Origin of the sequence: Cobetia sp. ICG0124, assembly GCF_004006355.1 — a bacterium.
Classification (GTDB): Bacteria; Pseudomonadota; Gammaproteobacteria; order Pseudomonadales; family Halomonadaceae; genus Cobetia; species Cobetia marina.
Window position 1 is genome coordinate 2,709,000 of record NZ_CP024893.1, and the last position, 25,371, is coordinate 2,734,370.

Consider the following 25,371-nt stretch of genomic DNA (forward strand, 5'->3'; position numbering starts at 1 on the left):
GTGGGCAAAGATCGACGCTACACCCGGAAAGGCAGTCGCGTTACTCTTGGCGCTTTCCCGACACGCAGGCTGGCAGCGGCATATCCTTGCCCTCCAGCAGGCTCTCAAAGGCCACACCGATATCATGCTTTCATGAGCAGCACTCTCACCGCCCTGTATCTGCGCCTGACCGGCATCGTCGAACGCACCAAGCGCTGGCACTGGCTATGGCCTCCCATCGGCTTCGCTGCGGGCATCTGCAGTTTCTTCCTCGTCAATCGTCAGCAATGGCTGGGTGGCATGCTGGCGCTGGGCATGATGCTGGCCTGGTTGATCCTGATCGCCGAAGGCCTGTGGAGCCGTCTGCGCCGTCATCGCGGCCAGAATGCCCTGCCCCGCAAGCTGGCCACCTTCGTGGCGCAGCTGATCCAGCAGGAGACCCTGTGCTTCACGTTGCCGTTCTTTCTGGCGACGACCGACTGGGCCAGTGGCCAGGCAGGCTTCACCTTGCTGCTGTGCGGCGCGACTCTGCTGTCGATACTCGACCCCTTCTACTACCGACTGGCCGAGCGCCATCGCTGGCTGTACTTCGGCTTCCACGCCCTGTGCGTATTCGTCGTGGTACTGGTCACCCTGCCCCTGCTGCTGGAACTGACCACCGGCGAGAGTCTGTTGGCTGCGTGTGCCGCGATGAGCCTGTTCGCGCTGCCCAGTGTCGCCAACCTGCGGATTGCCCGCGGGCTGGTCGGTGGCCTGGCGATGATCGGCATCAGCGTGATGCTGGGGGTGGGCGCATGGGGGGCACGCGCCTGGATTCCGCCTGCCACGCTCTGGATCAACGCCAGCAGCCTCTCGCCGGACTTCGACACCGCGGCGCGGACACCGCGGGGCGAGATGCATCTGACCCCAGCGCAACTCTCCGCCAGAGGCCTCTACGCCTACACGGCCATTCGCGCCCCACGCGGGTTGTCGGAGAAGGTCTATCACGTCTGGCGACATGACGGAGAAGTGGTGGATCGCATCGCCTTGAACATCAACGGCGGTCGCAAGGAAGGTTATCGGGCATGGACACACAAGACGGCCTTCCCCAAGGGCAGCGAGGGGGAATGGGAAATCGATGTCGAGACCATGAACGGGCAACGCATCGGCAGTCTGCGCTTCCTCGTCAGTGATGATCCGCAGGTAGCCACCTTCGCGGACAGCAGCCTGGCACGGCCGGCGGGCATCCCCGGCTGGCGGATCACCAACCTGATTCCGGGCCTGTAACGCTTCGCGACGTGAGTGACCCTGAAGCGTGAACCCTCGGTTACTCGACCTTGGGCGTAAAATTCGTTCGCAGGCTTGTAATTATCCAGGCTGCCTAGCATGCTGAGGACAAGGGCGGCACCGAGGGGTGCCAGGATAAAAGCCCACTCATCCTTTGCACTCTGTGGACGACATACCCATGCATGAAGATATCGGGCTAAAGCTTTCCCGCCTGCCGCGCCTATGGCGCGCCATCCTGGACCAGCGACTGTCCCCGCTTGGGCTGACACAAACCCGCTGGATGACGCTGGTACACCTGTGGCGACTCGGAGACGGCCAGCCACAATGTGATCTGGCACGCTCCATCGGCATTGAGGCACCGTCTCTGGTACGCACGCTGGATCAGCTCAGCGAGCAGGGACTGGTGGAACGCCGCGCCTGTGAGGAAGACCGCCGCACCAAGCGCATCTTCCTGACACACAAGGCACTGCCGCTGATCGAGAAGATCGATGCCATCGCCGAGCAGACCCGCATCGAGATGCTCGAGGGGCTCACGCCGGAGCAGGTCGACCAATTCTGCGAATGCCTGCGCGTCATGGAACGCAATGGCCTGGAAATCTCCGAGAAGGTGCCGGAAAGCGCCTGAGCGAGCGTGTCCGGATACGCCAGCTGGAAAGGAAAAAGCCCCCATCGAGTGACTCGACGGGGGCTTTTTTCGGGGGGTTGCGCCTGGCGCACTGGCAATACGTTGATGCAAGTCATTGTCTTCCGGGGGTCGGCAAGCCTAGCATGGAAGCAGGTGCACGACGCCACTCGAATGGCCCACCTCTACGGGAGGAATTCAGGATGAGCAACGAATACAAGCATGTACTGGTCGCTGTCGATCTGACCAAGGATTCCCACCTGGTACTGGAACGCGCACTGCCCATCGCCAAGCGCAATGGTGCCAAGGTGTCCATCATGCATACCCTCGAGCCACTGGGCTTTGCCTATGGCGGGGACATCCCGATGGATCTGACCAGCATTCAGGATCAGCTGGATTCCCATGCCCGTGAGCGACTGGGGGATATCGCCACGCCACACGGTATCGCGCCTGAAGATCAGCATGTCGTGGTCGGCATGCCGGACAGCGAGATTCATCGCTTTGCCGCGGAACATGACGTGGATCTGATCGTGGTCGGCTCACATGGTCGCCATGGCTTCGCCCTGCTGCTGGGCTCCACCTCCACTGGTGTCCTGCATGGTGCCCGGTGTGATGTGCTGGCCGTCCGAGTGGGGGCAGATGACAGCGAAGAATGACGCCGGCTCAGCCTTCCTGCATGGCCTCAAGCTCCATCCAGCGCTCCATCGTCTCTTCCAGCACCTGCTGCTTGTGGCTGAGCTTCTCGAGCGTCGTCTTCACGGCCTTGGCATCCCCCGTGTAGAACTCGGGCGCCGCGATCTCGGCTTCCAGCGTCGCGATCTCCGCTTCCAGCGTCTCGATGGTCGCCGGAATCAGATCCAGCTCGCGCTGGAACTTGTAGGGCAGCTTGACCTTCTTGGGGGCCTGCTGCGCCTGGGCGGCCTCACGCTTGCGACGCTCATCCTCGGCCTGCGCCTCACGACGGTGCTTTTCCTCGCGCTCACGCTCGACTTCCCACGGTGCCGGCGGCAGATGCCCGCCCTGACGTATCCAATCGCTGTAGCCCCCGACATACGGCTTGACGATCCCGTCGCCCTCAAAGGCCAGGATATTGGTGACCACGTTGTCCATGAAGGCACGGTCGTGGGAGACCAGCAGCACGGTACCGTCGAAGTCGAGCAGCAGCTCCTCGAGCAGCTCCAGCGTCTCGACATCCAGGTCGTTGGTCGGCTCATCCAGCACCAGCACGTTGGCCGGCATGGTGAACAGACGCGCCAGCAGCAGGCGATTGGACTCGCCCCCTGACAGCGAACGCACCGGCTGACGCGCGCGGTCCGGCGTGAACAGGAAGTTCTGCAGGTAGCTCATCACGTGCATGTCACGCCCGCCGACCGTGACACGGTCGCTGCCGCGCGCCACGTTGTCGTAGACGGTGGCTTCCATGTCCAGGCCCTTGCGCAGCTGATCGAAGTAGGCGATCTGAAGCTTGGTGCCTTCGATGCGCTTGCCTTCACTGGCCTCGAGCTGACCCAGCAGGATATGCAGCAGCGTCGTCTTGCCCGCGCCGTTGCGCCCCAGCAGGCCGACCTTGTCGCCGCGCTGGATCTCGACGCTCAGGTCACGGATGACCCACTTGCCCTGCGCCTCGTCGTAGCGATAGCTGACATTTTCCAGCTCCACGACGCGCTTGCCGCTGCGCTCGGCAGAATCGACGGCGATACGCGCACGGCCCTGCACCTCACGACGCTGTCCACGCTCATCACGCATCTTCTCCAGCGCGCGCACGCGACCTTCGTTACGGGTGCGGCGCGCCTTGATGCCCTGGCGGATCCAGGTCTCTTCCTGGGCCAGTTTCTTGTCGAATTCGGCGTTTTCCTTGGCCTCGACATCCATCTCGTGCTGCTTCTGGGCCTGATAGGCCGCGTAATCGCCCGGATAACGGCCGAGGCGGCCACGGTCCAGCTCCAGAATCTGGGTCGCCAGGCGCTTGAGGAAGGCCCTGTCGTGGGTGATGAACAGCACGGCGCCGGAGAAGGCCGCGACCTGCTCTTCCAGCCAGGCGATGGTATCGAGATCCAGATGGTTGGTCGGCTCATCGAGCAGCAGCAGGTCCGGGTCGGATACCAGCGCACGCGCCAGCGCGACACGCCGACGCCAGCCACCGGAGAGATCTTCCATCATGGTGTCTTCCGGCAGGCCCAGGCGGGTCAGCACGGTATCGATACGCTGCTGGAACTGCCAGCCATCGACGCTTTCCAGCGCGACCTGCACGTGCTCGAGACGCTTGAGGTCCGGTTCCGGATCACTGATCAGGTGATGGTATTCCGCCAGCAGCGCACCTGCCTGCGGCAGGCCTTCGGCAACGATATCGAAGATCGTGCGACCTTCCGCCGCCGGCAGATCCTGGGAGAGCACACCGATCTTGAGGCCCGGCGCCTTCCACAGCTCACCGGCATCGGCCTGGAACTCGCCGGTGATCAGCTTGAGCAGGGTCGACTTGCCGGTACCATTGCGGCCGACGAGCGCCAGGCGCTCGCCGCGCTCGACGACAAGATCCGCCCCATTGAGCAGAACGTGATGGCCATAGGCCAGCTGTAGATTTTCCAGTCGTAACAATGCCATGTGCAGCAGCAACTCGTGACGGGTCCGGGGCCGGGAAGGCCGCGGAGGAAGTGGGAGTCAGGCGGACAGGCCGCCGCCAGCGACGCGCGCCGGAGAATGACGCCATTCTACCCGAGGCGCAGCGTACAGGCGATGGAAGACACCGCAAGGGCTGAAAGACATCGGCGGCTTGGGTAGAATGGCCGACCACTTGAAAGCACGTCGTGCGCCTGGCATTGCCAACCTTTCACTGCCGTGTTCCTTCTCCCTCCCCCGTGACTCAAGGGTGTTCGATGTCCGCGCTTCCTCCCCATGCTGATCCCTCAGCGCTGCCCTGCTATGACCCGGAGCAACTGAGCGAGACCTCGCTTGCCGACCTGTGCGCCGACCTGTCCCTCGATGACAGCGAGCGCCAGACGGCCCTGACACGGCTGGCGCCGGCGCTGCGCTTCGCAAGCCCGACGCCGCTGATCGACATCGGCGTCAACCTGACCCATGAAAGCTATGCTCAGGACATCGAGGGCACCTTGCTGCGAGCTCGCGCGGCGGGCGTCAGCCAGCAGATCCTGACCGGCACCAGCCTGGACGGCTCGCGTGAGGCTCAGGCGCTGGCGGCGCGCTATCGTGGCCTTTCTGCCACCGCCGGTGTGCATCCGCATGATGCCAGCCAGTGGAACGATGGTGTCGAGCGCGGTATCCGGGAGCTGCTGGCCCAGCAGGAAGTGGTCGCGGTGGGCGAATGCGGCCTGGATTTCAATCGCAACTTTTCCACGCCCGCCGAGCAGGCTCGCGCCTTCGAGGCCCAGCTGACCCTTGCCGCCGAGACAGGATTGCCACTGTTTCTGCATGAACGTGACGCCGGCCGACAGATGCTCGAGATGCTCAAGCACTGGCGGGATGACATCAGCCACGCGGTCGTGCACTGCTTCACCGGCGAGCGTGAGACACTATATGGCTATCTGGATCTCGACCTGCATATCGGGCTGACCGGCTGGCTGTGCGATGAACGCCGCGGCGAGCACCTGCGCAGCCTGTGTCGCGAGATTCCGCTGGAACGCCTGATGCTGGAAACCGACTGCCCCTATCTGGTGCCACGCAATCTGCCCGCCAAGCTCAAGGGACGCCGCCACGAACCCTCGCTGCTGGTCTGGATTCTGGCCGAGGTCGCTGCCCTGCGCGGCATGGAGATGGAAGCGCTGGCGCAGGCCACCACGGCGACTGCCACCCGCTTCTTCCGCCTGCCCGCGGCCTGACACGGCACGCCTTCCCTTGCACGCCCTTCTTTGCACGCTTCCCTGCTCTGGACACGACAATGCACGAATACGAACCTGAAACAGGCGACTTCCCCGCCTTCATCGCCGTCGAGACAGGCGAGGACTCAAGCCTGCCCCTGGCCATCGCCTGGGCCCTGCCCGATGGGCAGATGAAGCATGTCCTGATTCAGCCTGACGATGAATGGCTGGATGGGGAAATGCTGGAACTGGGCGACTACAGCCTGGATGACCTGAGAAGCTTCGGCGTCAGCCCTCTCGACGTGCTCAAGGAGCTGGAGCAGGACTACTACCAGACCACGCTCTATACCACCGGCGTCATGGATGACGAACAGGCGCTGGCGCGTCTGTTCGATGCCTACAACATGGACCCCTTCATCGAGTTTGCTCCTGCCGAGGGCCTCTACCCGGAACTATCCCCCGGCGACTGGGCACGCGAGCGCAACAACATGCTGTTCGAGCAGGGGCTGCAGCCCTTCCGACCGGACAACGAGGTGATGGTGATGCTGGCCATCCACACCCGCCTGCGCGGTGACGGTGTGCGTGGCGATGAAGACATCCAGGGCACAGGCCCGGACTATGAGATCGACTGGGAAGAAGACGTCTGATTTCCTTCCGCCATCTCTGAAACGCAGAACGCCCCGACAACCGGTAGTTGTCGGGGCGTTCTGGTTCACGACTTCCGCCAGTGCGCTGGCCGCCATTACGTTGGCCGTCAGAGCGCTGGCCACCATTGCCACGACCTTCACCGGCAGGCTTGCCGCCAGGGCGCTGGCCGCCAGTGCGCTGGCCGCCAGTGCGCTGGCCGCCAGCTGGCCGCCAGTGCGCTGGCCGCCAGAGCGCTGGCCGCCACGCGGCTGACGCGGCTCACGTTCCGGCTCGACGTCGACTTCCGGCACGAAACCTTCCACTTCGACACGCTTGAGCTTGCCCTTGAGCAGACGTTCGATACCGCCGAGCTCCTTGCGCTCATCGCTGGAAACCAGCGAGATGGCACGCCCGCTGGCACCGGCGCGACCGGTACGTCCGATCCGGTGAACGTAGTCTTCCGGGACATTGGGCAGTTCGTAGTTCACGACCTGCGGCAGCTGCTCGATATCCAGGCCACGTGCCGCGATATCGGTGGCAACCAGCACGCGCACTTCGCCGTTCTTGAAACCGGCCAATGCCTTGGTACGGGCATTCTGGCTCTTGTTGCCATGAATCGCCGCGGCGCTGATGCCGGACTTCTCGAGCTTGGTCGCCAGACGGTTGGCCCCATGCTTGGTACGCGTGAAGACCAGCACCTGATGCCAGTTTTCCTTGAGGATCAGATGCTTGAGCAGCGAAGGCTTGTGGCTCTTCTCCACGGTATGGATATGCTGCTCGACCTTCTCGGCCGTGGTGTTGCGCGGGCTGGCTTCCACGGCGACCGGATCATTGAGCAGCTTGTTGGCCATGCCGCGAATCTCGTCCGAGAAGGTCGCGGAGAACAGTAGCGTCTGACGCTTGGTCGGCAGCAGCTTGAGCAGGCGGCGAATGTCGTGGATGAAGCCCATGTCCAGCATGCGGTCCGCTTCGTCCAGCACCAGCGTCTCGAGATCCGAGAAATCGATGGCCTTCTGGGAGTGCAGGTCCAGCAGGCGACCCGGTGTGGCGGTCAGGATCTCGACGCCGGAAGACAGGCGGCTGATCTGCGGATTGATCTTCACGCCACCGAACACCACGGCATTGCGCAGCTTCAGGTGACGGGAGTAGGCCGTGACGTTTTCGTCGATCTGCGCGGCCAGTTCACGCGTCGGCGTGACGATCAGGGCCTTGATCTTGCGGGCGCCTGCAGGGGCGCCGTTTGAGAGGCGCTCGACCAGCGGCAAGGCGAAACCGGCAGTCTTGCCGGTACCGGTGCGCGCGGCAGCCATCACGTCACGACCTTCCAGCACGGCAGGAATCGCACCCGCCTGCACCGGGGACGGCGTGGAATAGCCCATCTCGGCAATCGCTTTCAGAACAGGAGCGGACAGCCCCAGGGCGGCAAAAGCCGGGATGGAGTTGGCAGTAGTCTCAGTCATCAATATCTCTTCGGCTGACCGGCCACGTGCTGGTCGATCATTAAGGAATGGCGCCTGGCCGGGCACGTGCCGGGAGAGAGAGCGAGGCGTATCAGGCACAGTGAAGAAGGCGTTGGTCTGGGGGACCTCGGCGGACTGCTGCCAGTCGCTCGCGTCAGGCGATGACCCAGTCTATCACCTTCCGCCGGCGACTGCAGAAGCACGCGCCCGGTGGTGGCCCCTGATGACTCAATGCCAGTGCAGCGGATAGCGACGATGACGCGCCAGGTTGTTGATCAATACCGCCAGCACCAGCATGGCCAGGCACCCCAGACCGACGGGAAGCAAGGCATACCAGTAGCCGAGCGCATGCAGGGGTTCACCGCCGATCACCGCGATCAAGGCCGTGGCGCCGCCCGGCGGATGCAGGGTATGCGTCAGCTGCATCACCAGCAGTGCCACCGAGACTGCCATGGCGGCTGCCAGCCAGCCATCGCCCAGCCAGTGATAGCAGGCCACGCCGACCAGCGCCGACAACAGGTTGCCGCCCAGTACATTGCGCGGCTGCGCCAGCGGACTATGCGGCGCACCGTAGAGCAGTACCGAGGTCGCCCCGAAGGAGCCGACCAGCAGCAAGGTGCTGACCGCCAGATAATGTGATGACATCCAGCCGATCAACGCCATGCCGAGAAAGGCCCCCAGCCAGGACCACAGGGCATCGGCAACATGCGGCTTGCCACGCTTGAGCGGGCCTCCGCGCATCTTGGTCAGATAAGGCTTGATCATCGTGCGAGTCGTCTCCGGGAGTGTCCTTGCGTCATCAAGCGCTGCACCCTAGGCGATCTCAAGGGCAGGGACAACTACCGTATGGCAATAAGCTGATGCCTCACGCTTCGCTGCGTGAGGCGACGATGGTGCGCGAGATCACGATCACCGGCAGGATACCGACCAGCACGATCACCAGTGCCGGCAGCGCCGCCTGCTCGAGCATTTCATCGGAGGCGTACTGATAGACGTGAGTGGCGAGCGTATCGAAGTTGAAGGGGCGCAGCAGCAAGGTGGCCGGCAGCTCCTTCATGGCATCCACGAACACCACAAGCGCCGCGGTCAGAAGCCCCGGACGAATCAGCGGCAGATGCACACGACGCAGGGTCGAGAAGGTGTTCTCGCCCAGCGAGCGTGCCGCCATGTCCATCGAGGGCGTGACCTTGTCGAGGCTCGACTCGATGGAGCCCGCGGCAATCGCCAAGAAGCGCACCACATAGGCGATGATGATCGCGCCCATCGTTCCCGTCAGCAGCAATCCGCTGGAGATGCCGAAATTGGCCCGCAGGAAGCTGTCCAGTGCATTGTCGAAGCCGGATAGCGGTACCAGAACGCCCAACCCCAGCACGGCACCCGGCATGGCGTAGCCCAGACTCGAAAGCTTGAGTGCTTGCTGTACGCTGGCGGTGCGATCCAGCCGCTTGGCATAGGCCAGCAGCACCCCGATGATCAGGGTCAGTACCGCAGCGCTCACCGCCAGTATCAGGCTGTTCACGGCATAGCCTGCGAAGTCCGGTGTCCAGGATTCCTCGAAATACAGGATGGCGTGCCGCGTGAGCAAGCCCACCGGCAGCAGGAAACCGAAGAACAGCGGCAGGAAACAGGCCAGTGACGCCACTGATGCCCGCCATCCCGTCAGGGTCGGACGTTGATAGCGACGGTAGCGATCGCCCTTGCCGAACTGGCGCTGACGACGCCGAGCATGCCGCTCGAGCCAGATCAGCGTGACCACGAAGATCATCAGGCACAGCGCGATCTGCGCCGCACCGCGCAGGCTGCCCATGTTGAGCCAGACATTGAAGATGCCGGCGGTCAGCGAGCGTACCGCGAAGTAGTCCACTGTTCCGAAGTCGTTGAGCGCCTCCATCATCGCCAGTGCAAGGCCGACGGCAATCGCCGGTCGGGCGCTGGGCAGTGCCACGCGCCAGAAGCTTTGCCACCCGTTGCAGCCCAGCGTTCTGCTGGCATCGCGCAGTGAGGGCGACTGATCGAGAAATGCCGAGCGTGCCAGCATGAAGACATAGGGAAACAGCACCAGGGACAGCATCAGGATGGCGCCCCCCAGGCTGCGGATCTCCGGGAAGTAGTAATCCTGGGGCGAATCCCAGCCAAACAGGGCACGCAGCGCGCCCTGGAAGGGGCCGGCATACTCAAAGACGTCGGTATAGATGTAGGCGATGACGTTGGCGGGAATCGCGAACGGCAACAGCAGCGACCACTCGAAGGTGCGTCGCAGCGGAAACTGATACATGGTGGTCAACCAGGCCGAGACGACCCCCATGCTGCCACTGAGGACCGCCACTCCCGCCACCAGCGCCAGACTGGTCATGACGTAATCGGGGAGCACGGTGGAGACGAGATGCGGCCAGATGCCCTCCCCGGCCTGATCACTGCCATCGTCACCGAAGACAGCCAGCCAGACGACGGCCAGCACCGGCATGACCACCAGTGCGGCCACGCCCCAGGCGCTGACGAACCAGCCCATGTGGGTTCCGAGACGCCGCTGACGACGCCGGATGGCCGCTGCATCGCAACTGCAATTGCGTCTATTTTACATGCTTTGCGCAAACGAAGAGGGGCTGTCGCATCGCGACAGCCCCTCTTCGTTCATGACAGCTCGCTCGGTAGCCTCTGGCTCCGGCGAGTGCCCTTACTGGTTGAAGCCGACTTCATTGACCATCTGCGCGGCGCGCTTGCGAAGCTTGGCGACTTCGGTCAGCGGCAGGTCATCCTGCTTGAACTCGCCCCATGAGGTCAGCAGCTCGGAGCTCTCGGCTTTCGGGTTGGCCGGATACTCGAAGTTGACCTCGGCATACATGTGCTGGGCGGTCTTCTCGGTGAGGAAGCGCATCAGCTTGAGGGCATTCTCTTCGTGCGGGGCGTACTTGGTCATCGCCATGCCGGAGATGTTCATGTGCGTGCCGACGCCGTTCTGATCCGGGAATTCGATACGTGCCTTCTCGGCCCACGGGCGCTGCTCGTCATTGTCGAGCATCTTGCCGTAGTAATAGCTGTTGCCGATGGCCACATCACAGACGTTGTCGCGGATCGCCTTGATCTGATCACGATCGCCACCCTGAGGCTTGCGCGCCAGATTGGCCTTGAAGCCTTCCAGCCACTCACGCGTGGCCTCTTCACCGTTGTGCGCGATGCGTGAGGCGATCAGTGCGACGTTGTAGGGGTGATCACCGGCGCGTGAGCAGACGCGCCCCTTCAGGCTCGGATCCGCCAGGTCGTCATAGCTTGCCACCTGACCGGCCTCGAGACGCTCGACACTGGTGTAGAGCACCCGTGCGCGCGTGGTGATGCCGAACCACTGATTGTCGGGGCCGTGGTACTGCTCGGGCAGATTGGCCTCAATGACCTCGTCATTGACGCTCTTGACCAGCTCCTCGTCGACCAGCTCCTGCAGACGTCCCACATCCACGGTCAGCAGCACGTCAGCCGGAGTGTTGCGCCCTTCCCGCTTGAGACGCTCGGCCAGGCCCTGCTTGGCGAAGACCACATTGACCTTGACGCCGGTCTCCTCGGTGAACTCCTTGAGGAACGGCTCGATCAGATAGGCCTGACGATAGGAATAGACGTTGACCTCTTCCTGGGCTTGAGCCGGCAGCGCCGTGGCGGCGGTAACGCCAGCCAGTGCGCCCAGCAGCAGCTTGCGGACGGAGGATGCAGAAATCGTGGTGGAAGCTGTCATCGAATACCCCTGTTCGAAGGTCCCCGCTTATCTGCTAGGATGGCGCGCCAAGCAAGAATGATTCTCGATTACCAGCAGGAGCCTGCCGTGCCCCCCGCCGAACCCTCCCATTCATCCGCCTCCACGCCTGCAGCCTCTTCTCAGGCGCCATTCGCCAGCCGGGTACGCGCCGAGACCTCACGTCTGGTCACGCTGGCACTGCCAATCTGCGGTGCTCAGCTGGCTCAGGCAGGCATGAGCGCCGTGGATGTCCTGATGACCGGTCGCTCCAGCGCGACGGACCTGGCAGCCGTCTCGGTGGGGTCCAGCCTCTGGGTGCCTCTGCTGCTATTGATGGCTGGCACCTTGATGGGGCTGACACCCGTCGTGGCACAGCTGATGGGGGGTAACCGCAGCGGTGAGGTACGTGACAACGTTCACCAGTCACTGTGGATCTCATTGGTGCTCGGCAGTCTGTCAGGATTGGCACTGTGGTTCCTGGCGGCGCCAATCTTCACGCTGATGGAGGTGCCCGGCGCGGTGGCAGAACAGGCCACGCTTTATCTGATGGCCATTGCCTGGGGCATGCCGGGCGCCGCCTTCTATCAAGTGCTACGCGCGTATTCCGATGGCATGAATCATACTCGTCCGGCGCTGATCATCAGCTTGATCGGCCTGTTGTCGAACATTCCGCTCAACTACCTGCTGATCTATGGCTCTGCAGGCGTGGATGACTTGCTGGGGATCACGTTGCCGGGACTGCTGGGCGATATCCCGGCCATGGGCGCTGCAGGCTGCGGTATCGCGACAGGGCTTGCCATGTGGATCATGTGTCTGAGCATGTTTCTCTACACCCGTCGCAGCAGCGCCTACCAGGCAGTCGCTCTCTGGTGCCAACCCAGCGCGCCTCAGCTCAAGAAGATCTCGGAACTGCTCAAGGTCGGTCTGCCGATCGGCATCGCCATCTTCTTCGAGGTCACGCTGTTCACCGTCATCGCGCTGTTCGTGGCAAGCTTCGGTGAGATCAAGGTGGCAGCCCACCAGGTCGCGCTCAACTTCACCTCATTGCTGTTCATGCTCCCCCTGTCACTGGCCATGGCACTCACCGTACGAGTGGGGCATACCATCGGCCGTGGTGACATGAACGAGGCGCGCTTCGTGGCGTGGAATGGCGTGGCCTTCTCACTGGTGGTCGCTCTGATCAATGACCTGGTGATCTGGGTACTGGCGGAGCCTGCCGTGGCGCTCTACACCAGCAACCTCAAGGTGCAGGCGCTGGCGCTTTCCCTGATCACGCTGGCGATGCTCTATCAGGTCTCCGACTCCTTGCAGGTTGCCATGGCGGGGGCTCTGCGCGGCTTCAAGGACACTCGCATCATCATGTTGATCACCATGTTCGCCTACTGGATCATCGGTCTTGGTGGCGGACATCTGCTGGGGGTGGGCAGTGAGCAGTTCCCCGTCTGGCCCTGGGCTGTCGAGAGCATGGGTGTCTATGGCTACTGGATTGGCATGGTGGCCGGCCTGACCGTGGCGGCTCTGCTGCTTGGCTGGCGTCTGTGGGTCATCGCGCGCCGCGCCATTCAGGACGCGGGGCGTTTGCGTTTAATCCTTCATCTGCGCATGGACGGTCATTTCGTCCAAGGAGGGGTTACCGTCATGGCTCAGGCTGTGCTAATGGTTATTCAAGGCAGTGCATTCCACACCCGCACACGCCGAGGACGATCGACAAGCTGCTGAGGAGGGTTCGTCATGGGCGTACCAGTTTCTTCCCCCCGCTCCGCCAAGGTCATCGACCTGAATGTCATGCGTGACAGGATGCGTGCACGACGTCGTATTCTCCGGCTTGCGCCGGAACACGATGGGTTGGAAATGCTCTATCAGCTCGAAAGCGACCCGGAGAGCTACTACAGCCTTCCCGTGTTGGCCTGGGGTCTGCGCGAGGATGGTGAAGTGGTCGGCCTGGTGCCATGGATGGAGGGGCTGATGCCCTGCCATGAGCTGGAAGATCCGCAGCAGGGCCACTTCGTCGGCTACCGAGACCCGGAAACCGACGAGGTCTTCATGCTGGCTCCGGACCACAAGGTCTATGAGCTCGAGCATGCCGCGGCCTATTACGACTATGAGGTGTCGGAGAAGACCACCTTGCTGCAGCAGCTACCGGATACGCTCGGGACTCATGCCCTGTGCATGACCAATGGCGAGTCCGCGTGGCAGCTCAAGCAGGTGTTCGGCTGGCGTCTATACAGCGATGGCAACATCGAGGCACTGCTGGTCGATGAGACACGCGTCACCCAGACACCGGTGCTGGCTGGAGATGACTGCCTCTACCCCGGTCGCAGTCGTCATGACGTGGTCTATTTCTTCCAGCGCGCCGTCGCCAACCAGATTCGTGAGCAGGACCCGGCCACCCTGGAAGCTCTCGCGCTGATGATGACCGGCGAAAGTGATCAGGTCAGTGTGGAAGTGCACGACCGCGAAGCCTGAGACGACTGACGTCAACTGATGCGAATGTCATAAAGGAAGTGATCCGGCGTTTCGTCACTGCGCTCCAGTGTGTGCCCAAGAAATGCACAGAACTTGGGCACATCACGTGTCGTCGCCGGATCGGTCGCCACGACACGCAGCAGGTCTCCGCTCGCGAGCTCACGCACCTTGTTGTGCAGCATCATGATGGGTTCGGGGCAATACAGACCGCTGGTATCCAGCTCTGCATCGGCAACGGGCAAGGGGGTATCGGTCATCAATGACTCCTGAAAGACGGGAGACGGGCATGATCAAGGTAATGATCGAGCGGCATATCATGCCGGGACTCGAACAGGATTACGAGCAGGCCTCACGCGAGGTCGTGCGTGAAGCCATGCATGCACAGGGCTTCATATCGGGCGAGAATCTGGTGGAAAGCGGACGTCCCGGCCACCGAATATTGATCACTTCATGGCGAGACGCAAGAGCCTGGCAGGAGTGGTCGAGCAGTCACGCGCGCGAACGCATGATGGCGCGTCTGGGGCCGATGCTTTCTCAACCGGAACGCATCGTGTTGCTTGAACACACCTGATCAGTGCGTGATACGCACATGCACGGTGACTTCTTCGCGGTCATGGTACAAGTGACGACACCGGATCTCGGCACCGACATTGGAACGCTCAAGGCTGGCCGCCAGATAATCGAGACAGCGGGAGACTTCCTTCCAGCGTTGCTTCATCGGCAGCTTGAGATTGAAGACCGCCTCATTGCACCAGCGCTTCTTCAGCCAGCGCTCGACCATTTCCGTCACGCGGATGGGCTTGTCGACGATGTCACAGACCAGCCAGTCCAGTCGCAGCGGTGGCTCCCAGGTAAAACCATCTTCCTTGAGATGCTCTACCTGTCCTGTCGCCATCAGATCCTTGTTCATGGGGCCATTGTCGATGGCAAACACGAACATGCCCTTCTCGACCAGCTGGAAGGTCCAGCCACCCGGCGCTGCCCCAAGATCCGCTGCCTGCATGCCAACCGCGATGCGACGCTCCCACTGGTCGCGCGGCACGAACTCATGCCAGGCCTCTTCCAGCTTGAGTGTGGAGCGACTGGGGGCACGGCTCGGCGAACGCAGATGACGGATGCCGTTGGCATATTCGCTGCGGTTGCCAGGAAAGCTCATGCCCAGCTGCACTTCGTCACCATCCGTCCAGAAGACGTGCAGCGCCCGCCCACCGGCCTTGCGACGCAGTGCACCACGCTTCTTGAGCGCAGACTCCAACGGGCGGCCGACGGCCTTGCCAAGGCCCGACAGCGCCTTGCCATCATTGGTGTCCGGCATCTCGTGGCGGATCTCCTCGAAGCTCCAGCCAGCGTCGACCACCTGCTGCAGAATCGGCGAGACGCGATTTTCCCGCGACATGCCGACCAATGGCTCCAATGCCACCAGTGTCTGGCGAGCGAAGACCAACGCCTGAAGCGGCATGTCACGATGCAGGCTATTGGCGGGCTCATCACCTGTCACCACATAACGCACGAAGCCACTGTCGCGTGCCGCAATCGGATAACCCGGGGCGCCCAGATAAGCGGCCTTTTCACAGACTTCTGCGGCCAGGTCGGCCTCGAAGCCCGGGCGGCAATACAGCAACAGTTCTTGAGGTTGCATCATCATCTCCATAACGGAAGGCTGGGGAGTCTACCGCCTCGCTCCTGTCCACGACAAGCATGTTTTTCCTACCCAAAGAGAACCGCCCCTGCAGCTGGGCTGCAGGGGCGGTTCAGTATAAGTGCCTGACGATGACCTACTCTCACATGGAGAAACTCCACACTACCATCGGCGCTAAGCGGTTTCACTTCCGAGTTCGGCATGGGATCGGGTGGTTCACGCTCGCTATGGTCGTCAGGCGAAACGGTGGCATCTTGCGATGCCTGAGTCCCGAGGCTTGTGGCCTCGCGACTCGCAATATGAATCATGCTGACCGATATGTCGTCGATCCTGTCGCAATCCCGGCGGATCCTGTCGCAATCCCGGCGTTTACCGTAGCAAACCCCTTGGGTGTTATATGGTCAAGCCTCACGGGCAATTAGTACTGGTTAGCTCAACACATTGCTGTGCTTCCACACCCAGCCTATCAACCTTGTAGTCTTCAAGGGCCCTTCAGGAGGCGCAAGGCCTCAGGGAAGTCTCATCTTGAAGGGGGCTTCCCGCTTAGATGCTTTCAGCGGTTATCCCGTCCGAACGTAGCTACCGGGCAATGCCATTGGCATGACAACCCGAACACCAGAGGTTCGTCCACTCCGGTCCTCTCGTACTAGGAGCAGCTCTTCTCAAACTTCCGACGCCCACGGCAGATAGGGACCGAACTGTCTCACGACGTTCTAAACCCAGCTCGCGTACCACTTTAAATGGCGAACAGCCATACCCTTGGGACCGACTTCAGCCCCAGGATGTGATGAGCCGACATCGAGGTGCCAAACACCGCCGTCGATGTGAACTCTTGGGCGGTATCAGCCTGTTATCCCCGGAGTACCTTTTATCCGTTGAGCGATGGCCCTTCCATACAGAACCACCGGATCACTAGAACCTACTTTCGTACCTGCTCGACGTGTCTGTCTCGCAGTCAAGCACCCTTATGCTCTTGCACTCAATGCACGATTTCCAACCGTGCTGAGGGTACCTTCGTGCTCCTCCGTTACTCTTTAGGAGGAGACCGCCCCAGTCAAACTACCCACCATACACTGTCCTCGATCCGGATAACGGACCTGAGTTAGAACGCCAATGATGTCAGGCTGGTATTTCAAGGTTGGCTCCACCGCATCTGGCGACGTGGTTTCAAAGCCTCCCAGCTATCCTACACAGACAACATCAGCATCCAGTGTAAAGCTATAGTAAAGGTTCACGGGGTCTTTCCGTCTAGCCGCGGGTACACAGCATCTTCACTGCGATTTCAATTTCACTGAGTCTCGGGTGGAGACAGCGTGGCCATCATTACGCCATTCGTGCAGGTCGGAACTTACCCGACAAGGAATTTCGCTACCTTAGGACCGTTATAGTTACGGCCGCCGTTTACCGGGGCTTCGATCAAGAGCTTCGGACGAATCCTAACCCCATCAATTAACCTTCCGGCACCGGGCAGGCGTCACACCCTATACGTCCGCTTGCGCGTTTGCAGAGTGCTGTGTTTTTAATAAACAGTTGCAGCCACCTGGTATCTTCGACCGGTAAGAGCTTACGGAGCAAGTCCTTCACTCGAACCGGTGCACCTTCTCCCGAAGTTACGGTGCCATTTTGCCTAGTTCCTTCACCCGAGTTCTCTCAAGCGCCTTGGTATTCTCTACCTGACCACCTGTGTCGGTTTGGGGTACGGTCGCATGTGATCTGAAGCTTAGAGGCTTTTCCTGGAAGCGTGGCATCGATGACTTCCTGACCGTGGTCAGTTCGTCTCGCATCTCGACCTCAGAGGAACCGGATTTGCCTGATTCCTCGGCCTACATGCTTTCACCAGGACAACCAACGCCTGGCTCACCTAGCCTTCTTCGTCCCCCCATCGCAACCACATCCGGTACGGGAATATTAACCCGTTTCCCATCGACTACGCGTTTCCGCCTCGCCTTAGGGGCCGACTCACTCTGCTCCGATTAACGTAGAACAGAAAACCTTGGTCTTCCGGCGGGGGAGTTTTTCACTCCCCTTATCGTTACTCATGTCAGCATTCGCACTCGTGATACCTCCAGCAGACTTCTCAATCTACCTAGGATGAACCCGTAGCTTCGGTACCTGATTTAGCCCCGTTATATCTTCCGCGCAGGCCGACTCGACTAGTGAGCTATTACGCTTTCTTTAAAGGATGGCTGCTTCTAAGCCAACCTCCTAGCTGTCTGAGCCTTCCCACATCGTTTCCCACTTAATCAGGATTTTGGGACCTTAGCTGACGGTCTGGGTTGTTTCCCTTTTCACAACGGACGTTAGCACCCGCTGTGTGTCTCCCACGCTGCACTCACTGGTATTCGGAGTTTGCCTCGGGTTGGTAAGTCGGGATGACCCCCTAGCCGAAACAGTGCTCTACCCCCAGCGGTGATACGTGAGGCGCTACCTAAATAGCTTTCGAGGAGAACCAGCTATCTCCGGGCTTGATTAGCCTTTCACTCCGATCCACAGCTCATCCCAGCATTTTTCAACATACTTGGGTTCGGGCCTCCAATTGATGTTACTCAATCTTCACCCTGGCCATGGATAGATCGCCCGGTTTCGGGTCTATACCCTGCGACTGGTCGCCCAGTTAAGACTCGCTTTCGCTACGCCTCCCCTATACGGTTAAGCTCGCCACAGAATATAAGTCGCTGACCCATTATACAAAAGGTACGCGGTCACACCACGAAGGTGCTCCCACTGCTTGTACGCATACGGTTTCAGGATCTATTTCACTCCCCTCGCCGGGGTTCTTTTCGCCTTTCCCTCACGGTACTGGTTCACTATCGGTCAGCCAGGAGTATTTAGCCTTGGAGGATGGTCCCCCCATGTTCAGTCAAGGTTTCTCGTGCCCCGACCTACTCGATTTCACGATACTCAGACTTCGACTACGGGACTATCACCCTGTATCGTCAAGCTTCCCAGCTTGTTCGTCTGTCAGTTGTATCGCTTAAGGGCTGGTCCCCGTTCGCTCGCCGCTACTTGGGGAATCTCGGTTGATTTCTTTTCCTCCGGGTACTTAGATGTTTCAGTTCCCCGGGTTTGCCTCTATAGGTTATGTATTGGCCTATAGATACTCACCTGATGGTGAGTGGGTTTCCCCATTCGGAAATCGTTGGGTCGCAGGGTATTTGCCACCTCGCCAACGCTTATCGCAGGCTATCACGTCCTTCATCGCCTCTGGCTGCCAAGGCATCCACCGTATGCGCTTAATCGCTTGACCATATAACCCCAAGGGGTCTGTCAAGGATTACGAATCTGTCGGACCTCTCCGACATATCGTTTGATGGAGATGTGCTTGGCGCACATTCCATCGTCAGCATGATTCACATTGTTAAAGAGCGGCTGTTCAGAGAACAGTGAGAAGCGCGCTCTGTCGAGCACGCTTGCCACTGCTGGCTAAGCCAGCAATAAGATCAGGTAATTCGTTGTGAGCACTTGCCGCGAGCAGTAGACAGTGTCGATAAGGAGGTGATCCAGCCCCAGGTTCCCCTAGGGCTACCTTGTTACGACTTCACCCCAGTCATGAACCACACCGTGGTGATCGCCCTCCCGAAGGTTAGGCTAACCACTTCTGGTGCAGTCCACTCCCATGGTGTGACGGGCGGTGTGTACAAGGCCCGGGAACGTATTCACCGTGGCATTCTGATCCACGATTACTAGCGATTCCGACTTCATGGAGTCGAGTTGCAGACTCCAATCCGGACTGAGGCAAGCTTTATGGGATTGGCTCCACGTCGCCGTATTGCAACCCTTTGTACTTGCCATTGTAGCACGTGTGTAGCCCTACCCGTAAGGGCCATGATGACTTGACGTCGTCCCCACCTTCCTCCGGTTTGTCACCGGCAGTCTCCTTAGAGTTCCCGACATTACTCGCTGGCAAATAAGGATAGGGGTTGCGCTCGTTACGGGACTTAACCCAACATTTCACAACACGAGCTGACGACAGCCATGCAGCACCTGTCTCAGAGTTCCCGAAGGCACCAATCCATCTCTGGAAAGTCCTCTGGATGTCAAGGGTAGGTAAGGTTCTTCGCGTTGCATCGAATTAAACCACATGCTCCACCGCTTGTGCGGGCCCCCGTCAATTCATTTGAGTTTTAACCTTGCGGCCGTACTCCCCAGGCGGTCAACTTATTGCGTTAGCTGCGCCACTAAGTCCTCAAGGGACCCAACGGCTAGTTGACATCGTTTACGGCGTGGACTACCAGGGTATCTAATCCTGTTTGCTACCCACGCTTTCGCACCTCAGTGTCAGTGTCAGTCCAGAAGGCCGCCTTCGCCACTGGTATTCCTCCCGATCTCTACGCATTTCACCGCTACACCGGGAATTCTACCTTCCTCTCCTGCACTCTAGCCAAGCAGTTCCAGATGCCGTTCCCAGGTTGAGCCCGGGGCTTTCACACCTGGCTGACTTAGCCACCTACGCGCGCTTTACGCCCAGTAATTCCGATTAACGCTTGCACCCTCCGTATTACCGCGGCTGCTGGCACGGAGTTAGCCGGTGCTTCTTCTGCGAGTGATGTCTTTCCTCGGGAGTATTAATCCCGAAGCGTTCTTCCTCGCTGAAAGTGCTTTACAACCCGAAGGCCTTCTTCACACACGCGGCATGGCTGGATCAGGCTTTCGCCCATTGTCCAATATTCCCCACTGCTGCCTCCCGTAGGAGTCTGGGCCGTGTCTCAGTCCCAGTGTGGCTGATCATCCTCTCAGACCAGCTACGGATCGTCGCCTTGGTGAGCCGTTACCTCACCAACAAGCTAATCCGACATGGGCTCATCCGATAGCGCAAGGTCCGAAGATCCCCTGCTTTCTCCCGTAGGACGTATGCGGTATTAGCCTGAGTTTCCCCAGGTTGTCCCCCACTATCGGGCAGATTCCCATGCATTACTCACCCGTCCGCCGCTCGACGCCTTCTAGCAAGCTAGAATCGTTTCCGCTCGACTTGCATGTGTTAAGCCTGCCGCCAGCGTTCAATCTGAGCCATGATCAAACTCTTCAGTTGAAAGCTTGATAGTCTGTTAAGCAGACCAAACTTGGTTCAGAGTCAAACTTCTCGTGAGAGGCTTGCTCCGATATTTGGTGACCTTGTCACCACTCATCGGCAAGCGCTCACACGAATTACCTGATCAAATTTTTAAAGAGCGTCGCTGTTAAGCGAGGAGGCATATTCTATCCGGAACGCTTGAGAAGTCAAGCACTTGATGATGAGTCAATCGACTGCCTCTAAGCATCATCAAGCGGTGAGGAGCGTTGCTCGATCACCTGTTCCGTAAGGAGTGCGGCGTATTCTAGCGAATCGCCCGGGATTGTCAACTGATGATTTGGAAGCGGACTTCAAAAACATCAAACAAAACAACCACCTGCAAACCTCTTTCACCGCTGGTAACGCCATGCGTCCCCGGCAGCGGATGCGTACTTTACGCACGATCCGGGCTGAGCACAAGGGCTTTTTCATGAGCCAGTCATCACGCTGTCACGGACGTGGTCATTCAAGGCGTCATCCTTCCGCCGGCCGGGATACCGGCTGCGCCCGCCATCCGCCACGAGACTGCGACTGCATCTCGAGAGCGGCTTCCAGGCGTGCTTCCGGCAGCTGCATGACGCGCGCCAAGAGTGTCAGCAAGGCCACCTCTTCATCGGCCAGTGTCTGATCGGCATGCACTACCTGAGCAAGCGCCGCGAACCAGCGTTGCTTGTCCATGGGGCGCAGGTGCGCCAGCTGCGTGAGATGACGGCAGCGCAGCGCAGGGTTATCCCCACCCGGCTGCGACTGCGGATACTCCAGCGCCAGACCAAGTTCCGCACTGGCGTCCAGGAAGATGTCCTTGCGCAGTGCTTCATCGTCGATGAGTCCAACCATCAGCACGAGCCAGTGCTGACAGGCCGGCTGGCATTGCTGCAGGGCCAGCGAGTCGCTCAGGCGATCGATCCGCGGGTCCAGTGATTCCAGCAGCAGTTGCCATAGACACCAGACGAACATGTCCTGCGGAGGTGTCTGCGCCTTGAGCATGCGATGCGCGCGCTCATCCGCTTCCCGCCAGCGCGGTATCAACCGGTTGAGCAAGGGGATCCACTCGACCCTCGGCAAGGACTCGAGCCTGCGCCGCGCCTCACGCACGCGCTTGCCATCCAGCCAGTCATGCTGACGCTCAAGCTCGGTGAGCCAGACACCGCGTGTGGTCAGCTCCGAGGGCGCGATCATCGCCACCACCAGCTGCGGGCAGAGAAACCTCGACAGCGTCAGGCTCTCGAGTTCTCCTCGTGAGCGCGAGAGCTCCCCCATGACCGCCGCGCCGGCGATACCCGCCATGACCCCGCCAAGCACGTCTGCCCCGATGGGGCCCTGCTGCTCGAAGGTATGCACCGGCTGCTGGCGCGCACTCAGATACTGCCGGTCCCAGCGAGGTTCCAAGCGCTTGATGCGTTCATCCAGCGGAGGATGCGAGTCGAACCAGCCTGTCAGCCATGGCGGGCGCGCTTCGACGAAGAAGAGATGGTTGTAGGTCATGGCGCGCGGATGCTGGATACGCCCCTGCCAACCCATGCCACCGATACGCTTGAGGGCCGAGGCGATGCCATCCGGGAAGCGGGTCAGGCGCACCGCACTGGCATCGGCGAGATATTCGCGTGAGCGCGCGACCCCGCGCTGCAATAGTCGCCCTCCCAGCCCGCCGAGACTGCCGAGCAACCACAGCGCCACACCCACCAGCATCAGCTGTGGCATGCCGCCTTTCCTGTCGGAACCGGAGGAGCGCGCTCTGCCCAACACGAAGCCGATGCGCCCTGCCCCCATCAGGAAGCGCCCCGCCTCGGAGAGAAACACCAGGCCGTGGACTGCACTCGCCAGACGCAGGTTGAGGCGGATATCGCCATTGGCGATATGGGCGAACTCGTGAGCGACCACGCCCTGCAGCTCGTTGCGATCCAGCTGCTCCAACGCCCCGCGACTCAGCGCGATCACCGCATCCTGTGGCCGATAGCCCGCCGCGAAAGCATTGATCATCGCCTCATGCGGCAGCAGGAACAGCTGCGGCGTGGGCAGGTTGGCGGCAATCGCCATCTCTTCCACCACATTCAGTGCCCGTCGCTCGCTCGAGTCCTGCGTCTCGACATCCACCAGCTTGCCACCCAGGCGTGCCGCCACCATCGCACCGCCCTGCTGCAGACGCCGCAGCTCACGCGCCGCGACCAGTGCATTGCACAGGAAGATGATGCTCGCCACCGGCCAGACATATTCAAACGTCGTGGTGGCCGGGCGCCCCAGGAAACTGCTGATCGCGACATGCACCACGGCGCCGGCGGCAAGAGACACCACCAGCGACATGGCCGTGAAGGCCATCAGCAATAGCCGCGTTCGACGACGCGCACTGTCCTGCTCGTGATAGAAATTCATTCGCGCTCGCCATCTATCCTGTCAGGATCACAGCTCAAGACCGCTGCGAGAGAAGCATCCGTCGGTCGGCTCATGAGAAGCTGACATCGGGGGCCTGACGAATCTTCACGCTGTCATCGAAGGCCAACAGGCCTGCATCACTGCGATGACCGAAGGTCGGTGCGAACATCACCTGCGGGAAGCTCTGGCGATAGACGTTGTAATCGGTGACGGCATCGTTGTAGGCCTGACGCGCGAAGGCGACGCGGTTCTCGGTGGCGGTCAGCTCTTCCATCAGGTCGCTCATGGTCTGGTCGGCCTTGAGCTCCGGATAGGCCTCGACTACCACATCCAGCTTGCCCAGACTCGCCGCCAGCCCCTGCTCGGCGCCGGCCAGACTGGCCAGCTTGTCCATGCTGCCGGGGTGCGCCGCTGCGGCATTCAAGGCGGTCATCGCCTTGTTGCGGGCATTGATCACTTCTTCCAGAGTGCCACGCTCATGGCTCAGATAGCCCTTGGCCGTCTCGACCAGATTGGGAATCAGGTCGTAGCGCCGCTTGAGCTGTACCTCTATCTGCGCGAAGGCATTCTCGAAGCGCGCCTTGAGGCTGACCAGCTTGTTGTAGATCGAGATCACGTAGATGACGATCAGCGCGATTCCGCCCAGCAGCAGAAATGTTTTCATGAATGCGTCCCCTTGTAATGAAGCCTTTGCAATGAAGACTCGGCAGGCGTTGCCCCGCTCTTCGGCGAGTCTTTGCAAGCGCCCCAGTCGATCGCCCTGTGCAATCCGCTTCCAGTTTACCCATACCGGATGACGGCACCAGTCAATTGGATGACTGATTGCCAACGGGACATCATGCGGCTGGCAGCCTCACGGCACCCAATGCGCCATGAACTCGTGCACGGGCAGTGCTTCGAGTCGTTCGCGATCGGCCAGCAACGCCATCAGGGTGTCGCAACGCGAGGGCGGGAAGCAGGTGGCCAGATTGGCCCGACACTTGTCCTTGAGCGGAACGAGCGACGCTTCACGCCGCCGGCGATGTCCCAGCGGGTATTCCACCGTCACCTGCTCGGTGGCACTGCCATCGCAAAAGACCACCCGCAGGGCATTGGCGATCGAGCGCTTGTCGGCTTCCAGATACTCGCGGGTGAAGCGCGCCTCTTCCTTGACGATCATCCTGTCACGCAGCCGGTCGATCTCCGGGTGAGCGGCATGGAAGCCATCTTCATAGTGATCCGCGTTCAACTCCCCGAAGATCAGCGGCACCGCGACCATGTATTGCAGGCAGTGATCGCGGTCCGCCGCATTGGCGAGCGCGCCCTGCTTGGAGATGATGCGGATCGCCGATTCGTGGGTGGTGATCTCGATGCGCTCGATCTCCTCGAGCCGGCCGCGCACCTCGGGATGGAGCTGGATGGCGGCCTCTGCGGCGGTCTGGGCATGGAATTCGGCCGGAAAGGAGACCTTGAAGAGCACGTTCTCCATCACATGGCTGCCCAGAGGATGCGCCAGCGTCAGACGTCGCTCGCCTTCAGGCTTGAGGGCGAGATCGCGGTTGCCATGACTGAAGGAGACATCATTGAAGCCCCACTGCGGCGCACTGAGGGCGCCGGGGACGCCCATCTCGCCACGCAGGGCGATGTCCGCCAGCCGCACGCCGCGTGAGGTGGCGTCCCCCGCCGCCCAGCTCTTGCGCGAGCCCGCGTTGGGCGCATGCCGATAGGTGCGCAGGCTCTGGCCATCGACGAAGGCGTGCGACAGCGCCGACAGCAACTGCTCGCGATTCGCCCCCATCAAGCGCGCCGTCACGGCGGTGGTCGCCACCTTGACCAGCATGACATGGTCGAGACCAACGCGGTTGAAGCTGTTGTCCAGCGCCAGCACACCCTGGATCTCGTGCGCCATCACCATGCTCTCCAGCACATCGCGCATCACCAGGGGCGGCTTGCCCTGAGCGACACGCTGGCGCGAGAGATGGTCCGCCACCGCCAGAATGCCGCCGAGATTGTCCGAGGGATGCCCCCACTCCGCCGCCAGCCAGGTGTCGTTGTAATCCAGCCAGCGGATGGTGCAGCCGATGTCCCATGCCGCCTTGACGGGATCGAGACTGAAGGCGGTGCCGGGCACGCGCGCGCCATGCGGCACCAGCGTCTCGGCCACCAGCGGCCCGAGATGCTTGGTGCATTCCGGGAAGCGCAGCGCCAGGATGCCGCAGCCGAGAGTATCCATCAGACACAGACGAGCGGTGTCCATCGCCTCTGCCGAGGGACCTGAGCGCTCGTGCTTGCCGGCCAGACCGTCCACTCATCGAATCCACATCCGCATCCGTATTCGAGACAGGGGGATCGTTGCAATACCCCAGCACATAGTCGGCGA

General features: G+C 61.0%; 16 protein-coding genes, 3 rRNA genes and 2 pseudogenes. 8 read left to right on the plus strand and 13 right to left on the minus strand.

Annotated elements, in window-relative coordinates:
* Positions 1–132: 132 nt before the first annotated feature.
* The 3 genes from CU110_RS12715 (at position 133) to CU110_RS12725 (ending at position 2,523) form a co-directional block, all read left to right on the plus strand.
* Entirely contained in the window at positions 133–1,245 is a 1,113-nt protein-coding gene (locus CU110_RS12715; protein WP_077371366.1) for a DUF5924 family protein, read from the plus strand.
* Between the two features lie 178 nt (positions 1,246–1,423).
* Positions 1,424–1,870, plus strand: a complete 447-nt coding sequence (slyA, locus tag CU110_RS12720) for a transcriptional regulator SlyA (RefSeq protein WP_077371363.1) — start codon at positions 1,424–1,426, stop codon at positions 1,868–1,870.
* Positions 1,871–2,070: 200 nt separating this feature from the next.
* The gene (locus CU110_RS12725) at positions 2,071–2,523 is read left to right on the plus strand and encodes a universal stress protein (protein ID WP_084209270.1); all 453 of its coding nucleotides are present in this window, start codon (positions 2,071–2,073) and stop codon (positions 2,521–2,523) included.
* Between the two features lie 7 nt (positions 2,524–2,530).
* Here the strand turns inward: CU110_RS12725 and CU110_RS12730 are convergent, their stop codons facing one another.
* Positions 2,531–4,468, minus strand: a complete 1,938-nt coding sequence (locus CU110_RS12730; protein WP_084209271.1) for an ATP-binding cassette domain-containing protein — start codon at positions 4,466–4,468, stop codon at positions 2,531–2,533.
* 272 nt (positions 4,469–4,740) lie between these two features.
* On the opposite strand from CU110_RS12730, the gene CU110_RS12735 reads away from it, so the two are divergent.
* Both CU110_RS12735 and CU110_RS12740 read left to right on the plus strand, forming a co-directional pair.
* The gene (locus CU110_RS12735; protein WP_084209272.1) at positions 4,741–5,700 is read left to right on the plus strand and encodes a TatD family hydrolase; all 960 of its coding nucleotides are present in this window, start codon (positions 4,741–4,743) and stop codon (positions 5,698–5,700) included.
* A 59-nt stretch (positions 5,701–5,759) separates the two neighbouring features.
* Positions 5,760–6,326, plus strand: a complete 567-nt coding sequence (locus tag CU110_RS12740) for a hypothetical protein (RefSeq protein ID WP_240499589.1) — start codon at positions 5,760–5,762, stop codon at positions 6,324–6,326.
* Between the two features lie 459 nt (positions 6,327–6,785).
* Here CU110_RS12740 and CU110_RS12745 read toward each other — a convergent pair.
* The 4 genes and pseudogenes from CU110_RS12745 to CU110_RS12760 all read right to left on the minus strand — a co-directional run.
* Positions 6,786–7,766: pseudogene (locus tag CU110_RS12745) on the minus strand (DEAD/DEAH box helicase); the annotation flags it as partial.
* Between the two features lie 228 nt (positions 7,767–7,994).
* Complete coding sequence (locus tag CU110_RS12750) at positions 7,995–8,531, minus strand: HPP family protein (protein ID WP_169477178.1); 537 nt, start codon at positions 8,529–8,531, stop codon at positions 7,995–7,997.
* Positions 8,532–8,631: 100 nt separating this feature from the next.
* Positions 8,632–10,275 carry an iron ABC transporter permease gene (locus tag CU110_RS12755; protein WP_127736240.1) on the minus strand — a complete coding sequence of 548 codons (1,644 nt, stop codon included), beginning with the start codon at positions 10,273–10,275 and terminating at the stop codon, positions 8,632–8,634.
* 165 nt (positions 10,276–10,440) lie between these two features.
* On the minus strand, positions 10,441–11,487 hold the full coding sequence (locus CU110_RS12760; protein ID WP_084209274.1) for a Fe(3+) ABC transporter substrate-binding protein: 1,047 nt from the start codon (positions 11,485–11,487) through the stop codon (positions 10,441–10,443).
* Positions 11,488–11,670: 183 nt separating this feature from the next.
* Here CU110_RS12760 and CU110_RS12765 point away from each other — a divergent pair, with 183 nt between their 5' ends.
* Both CU110_RS12765 and CU110_RS12770 read left to right on the plus strand, forming a co-directional pair.
* Positions 11,671–13,206 carry an MATE family efflux transporter gene (locus CU110_RS12765; protein WP_240665577.1) on the plus strand — a complete coding sequence of 512 codons (1,536 nt, stop codon included), beginning with the start codon at positions 11,671–11,673 and terminating at the stop codon, positions 13,204–13,206.
* A 12-nt stretch (positions 13,207–13,218) separates the two neighbouring features.
* The gene (locus tag CU110_RS12770) at positions 13,219–13,953 is read left to right on the plus strand and encodes a hypothetical protein (RefSeq protein WP_077371340.1); all 735 of its coding nucleotides are present in this window, start codon (positions 13,219–13,221) and stop codon (positions 13,951–13,953) included.
* 11 nt (positions 13,954–13,964) lie between these two features.
* Here the strand turns inward: CU110_RS12770 and tusA are convergent, their stop codons facing one another.
* Entirely contained in the window at positions 13,965–14,210 is a 246-nt protein-coding gene (gene tusA / locus CU110_RS12775) for a sulfurtransferase TusA (protein ID WP_077371338.1), read from the minus strand.
* A gap of 29 nt (positions 14,211–14,239) precedes the next feature.
* Here tusA and CU110_RS12780 point away from each other — a divergent pair, with 29 nt between their 5' ends.
* Positions 14,240–14,524 (plus strand): antibiotic biosynthesis monooxygenase, encoded by a 285-nt coding sequence (locus CU110_RS12780; RefSeq protein ID WP_077371336.1) that lies wholly within the window; start codon positions 14,240–14,242, stop codon positions 14,522–14,524.
* Here CU110_RS12780 and rlmM read toward each other — a convergent pair whose 3' ends face one another.
* The 7 genes and pseudogenes from rlmM to CU110_RS12815 all read right to left on the minus strand — a co-directional run.
* The gene (rlmM, locus tag CU110_RS12785) at positions 14,525–15,598 is read right to left on the minus strand and encodes a 23S rRNA (cytidine(2498)-2'-O)-methyltransferase RlmM (protein WP_103751373.1); all 1,074 of its coding nucleotides are present in this window, start codon (positions 15,596–15,598) and stop codon (positions 14,525–14,527) included.
* A 117-nt stretch (positions 15,599–15,715) separates the two neighbouring features.
* Positions 15,716–15,831, minus strand: a 5S ribosomal RNA gene (rrf, locus tag CU110_RS12790).
* A gap of 158 nt (positions 15,832–15,989) precedes the next feature.
* Positions 15,990–18,839: ribosomal RNA gene (locus CU110_RS12795) — 23S ribosomal RNA — on the minus strand.
* A gap of 241 nt (positions 18,840–19,080) precedes the next feature.
* Positions 19,081–20,621, minus strand: a 16S ribosomal RNA gene (locus CU110_RS12800).
* Together the 16S, 23S and 5S rRNA genes form the textbook arrangement of a ribosomal RNA operon.
* 495 nt (positions 20,622–21,116) lie before the next feature.
* A complete protein-coding gene (locus tag CU110_RS12805) occupies positions 21,117–23,012 on the minus strand; it encodes a M48 family metallopeptidase (RefSeq protein WP_084209276.1) in 1,896 nt (631 codons plus the stop codon).
* Positions 23,013–23,082: 70 nt separating this feature from the next.
* Positions 23,083–23,676: a LemA family protein gene (locus tag CU110_RS12810; RefSeq protein ID WP_084209277.1), complete on the minus strand. Its 594-nt coding sequence runs from the start codon at positions 23,674–23,676 to the stop codon at positions 23,083–23,085.
* A 189-nt stretch (positions 23,677–23,865) separates the two neighbouring features.
* Positions 23,866–25,254 (minus strand): annotated as a pseudogene (locus CU110_RS12815) (bifunctional 2-methylcitrate dehydratase/aconitate hydratase); the annotation flags it as partial.
* Positions 25,255–25,371: the final 117 nt, after the last annotated feature.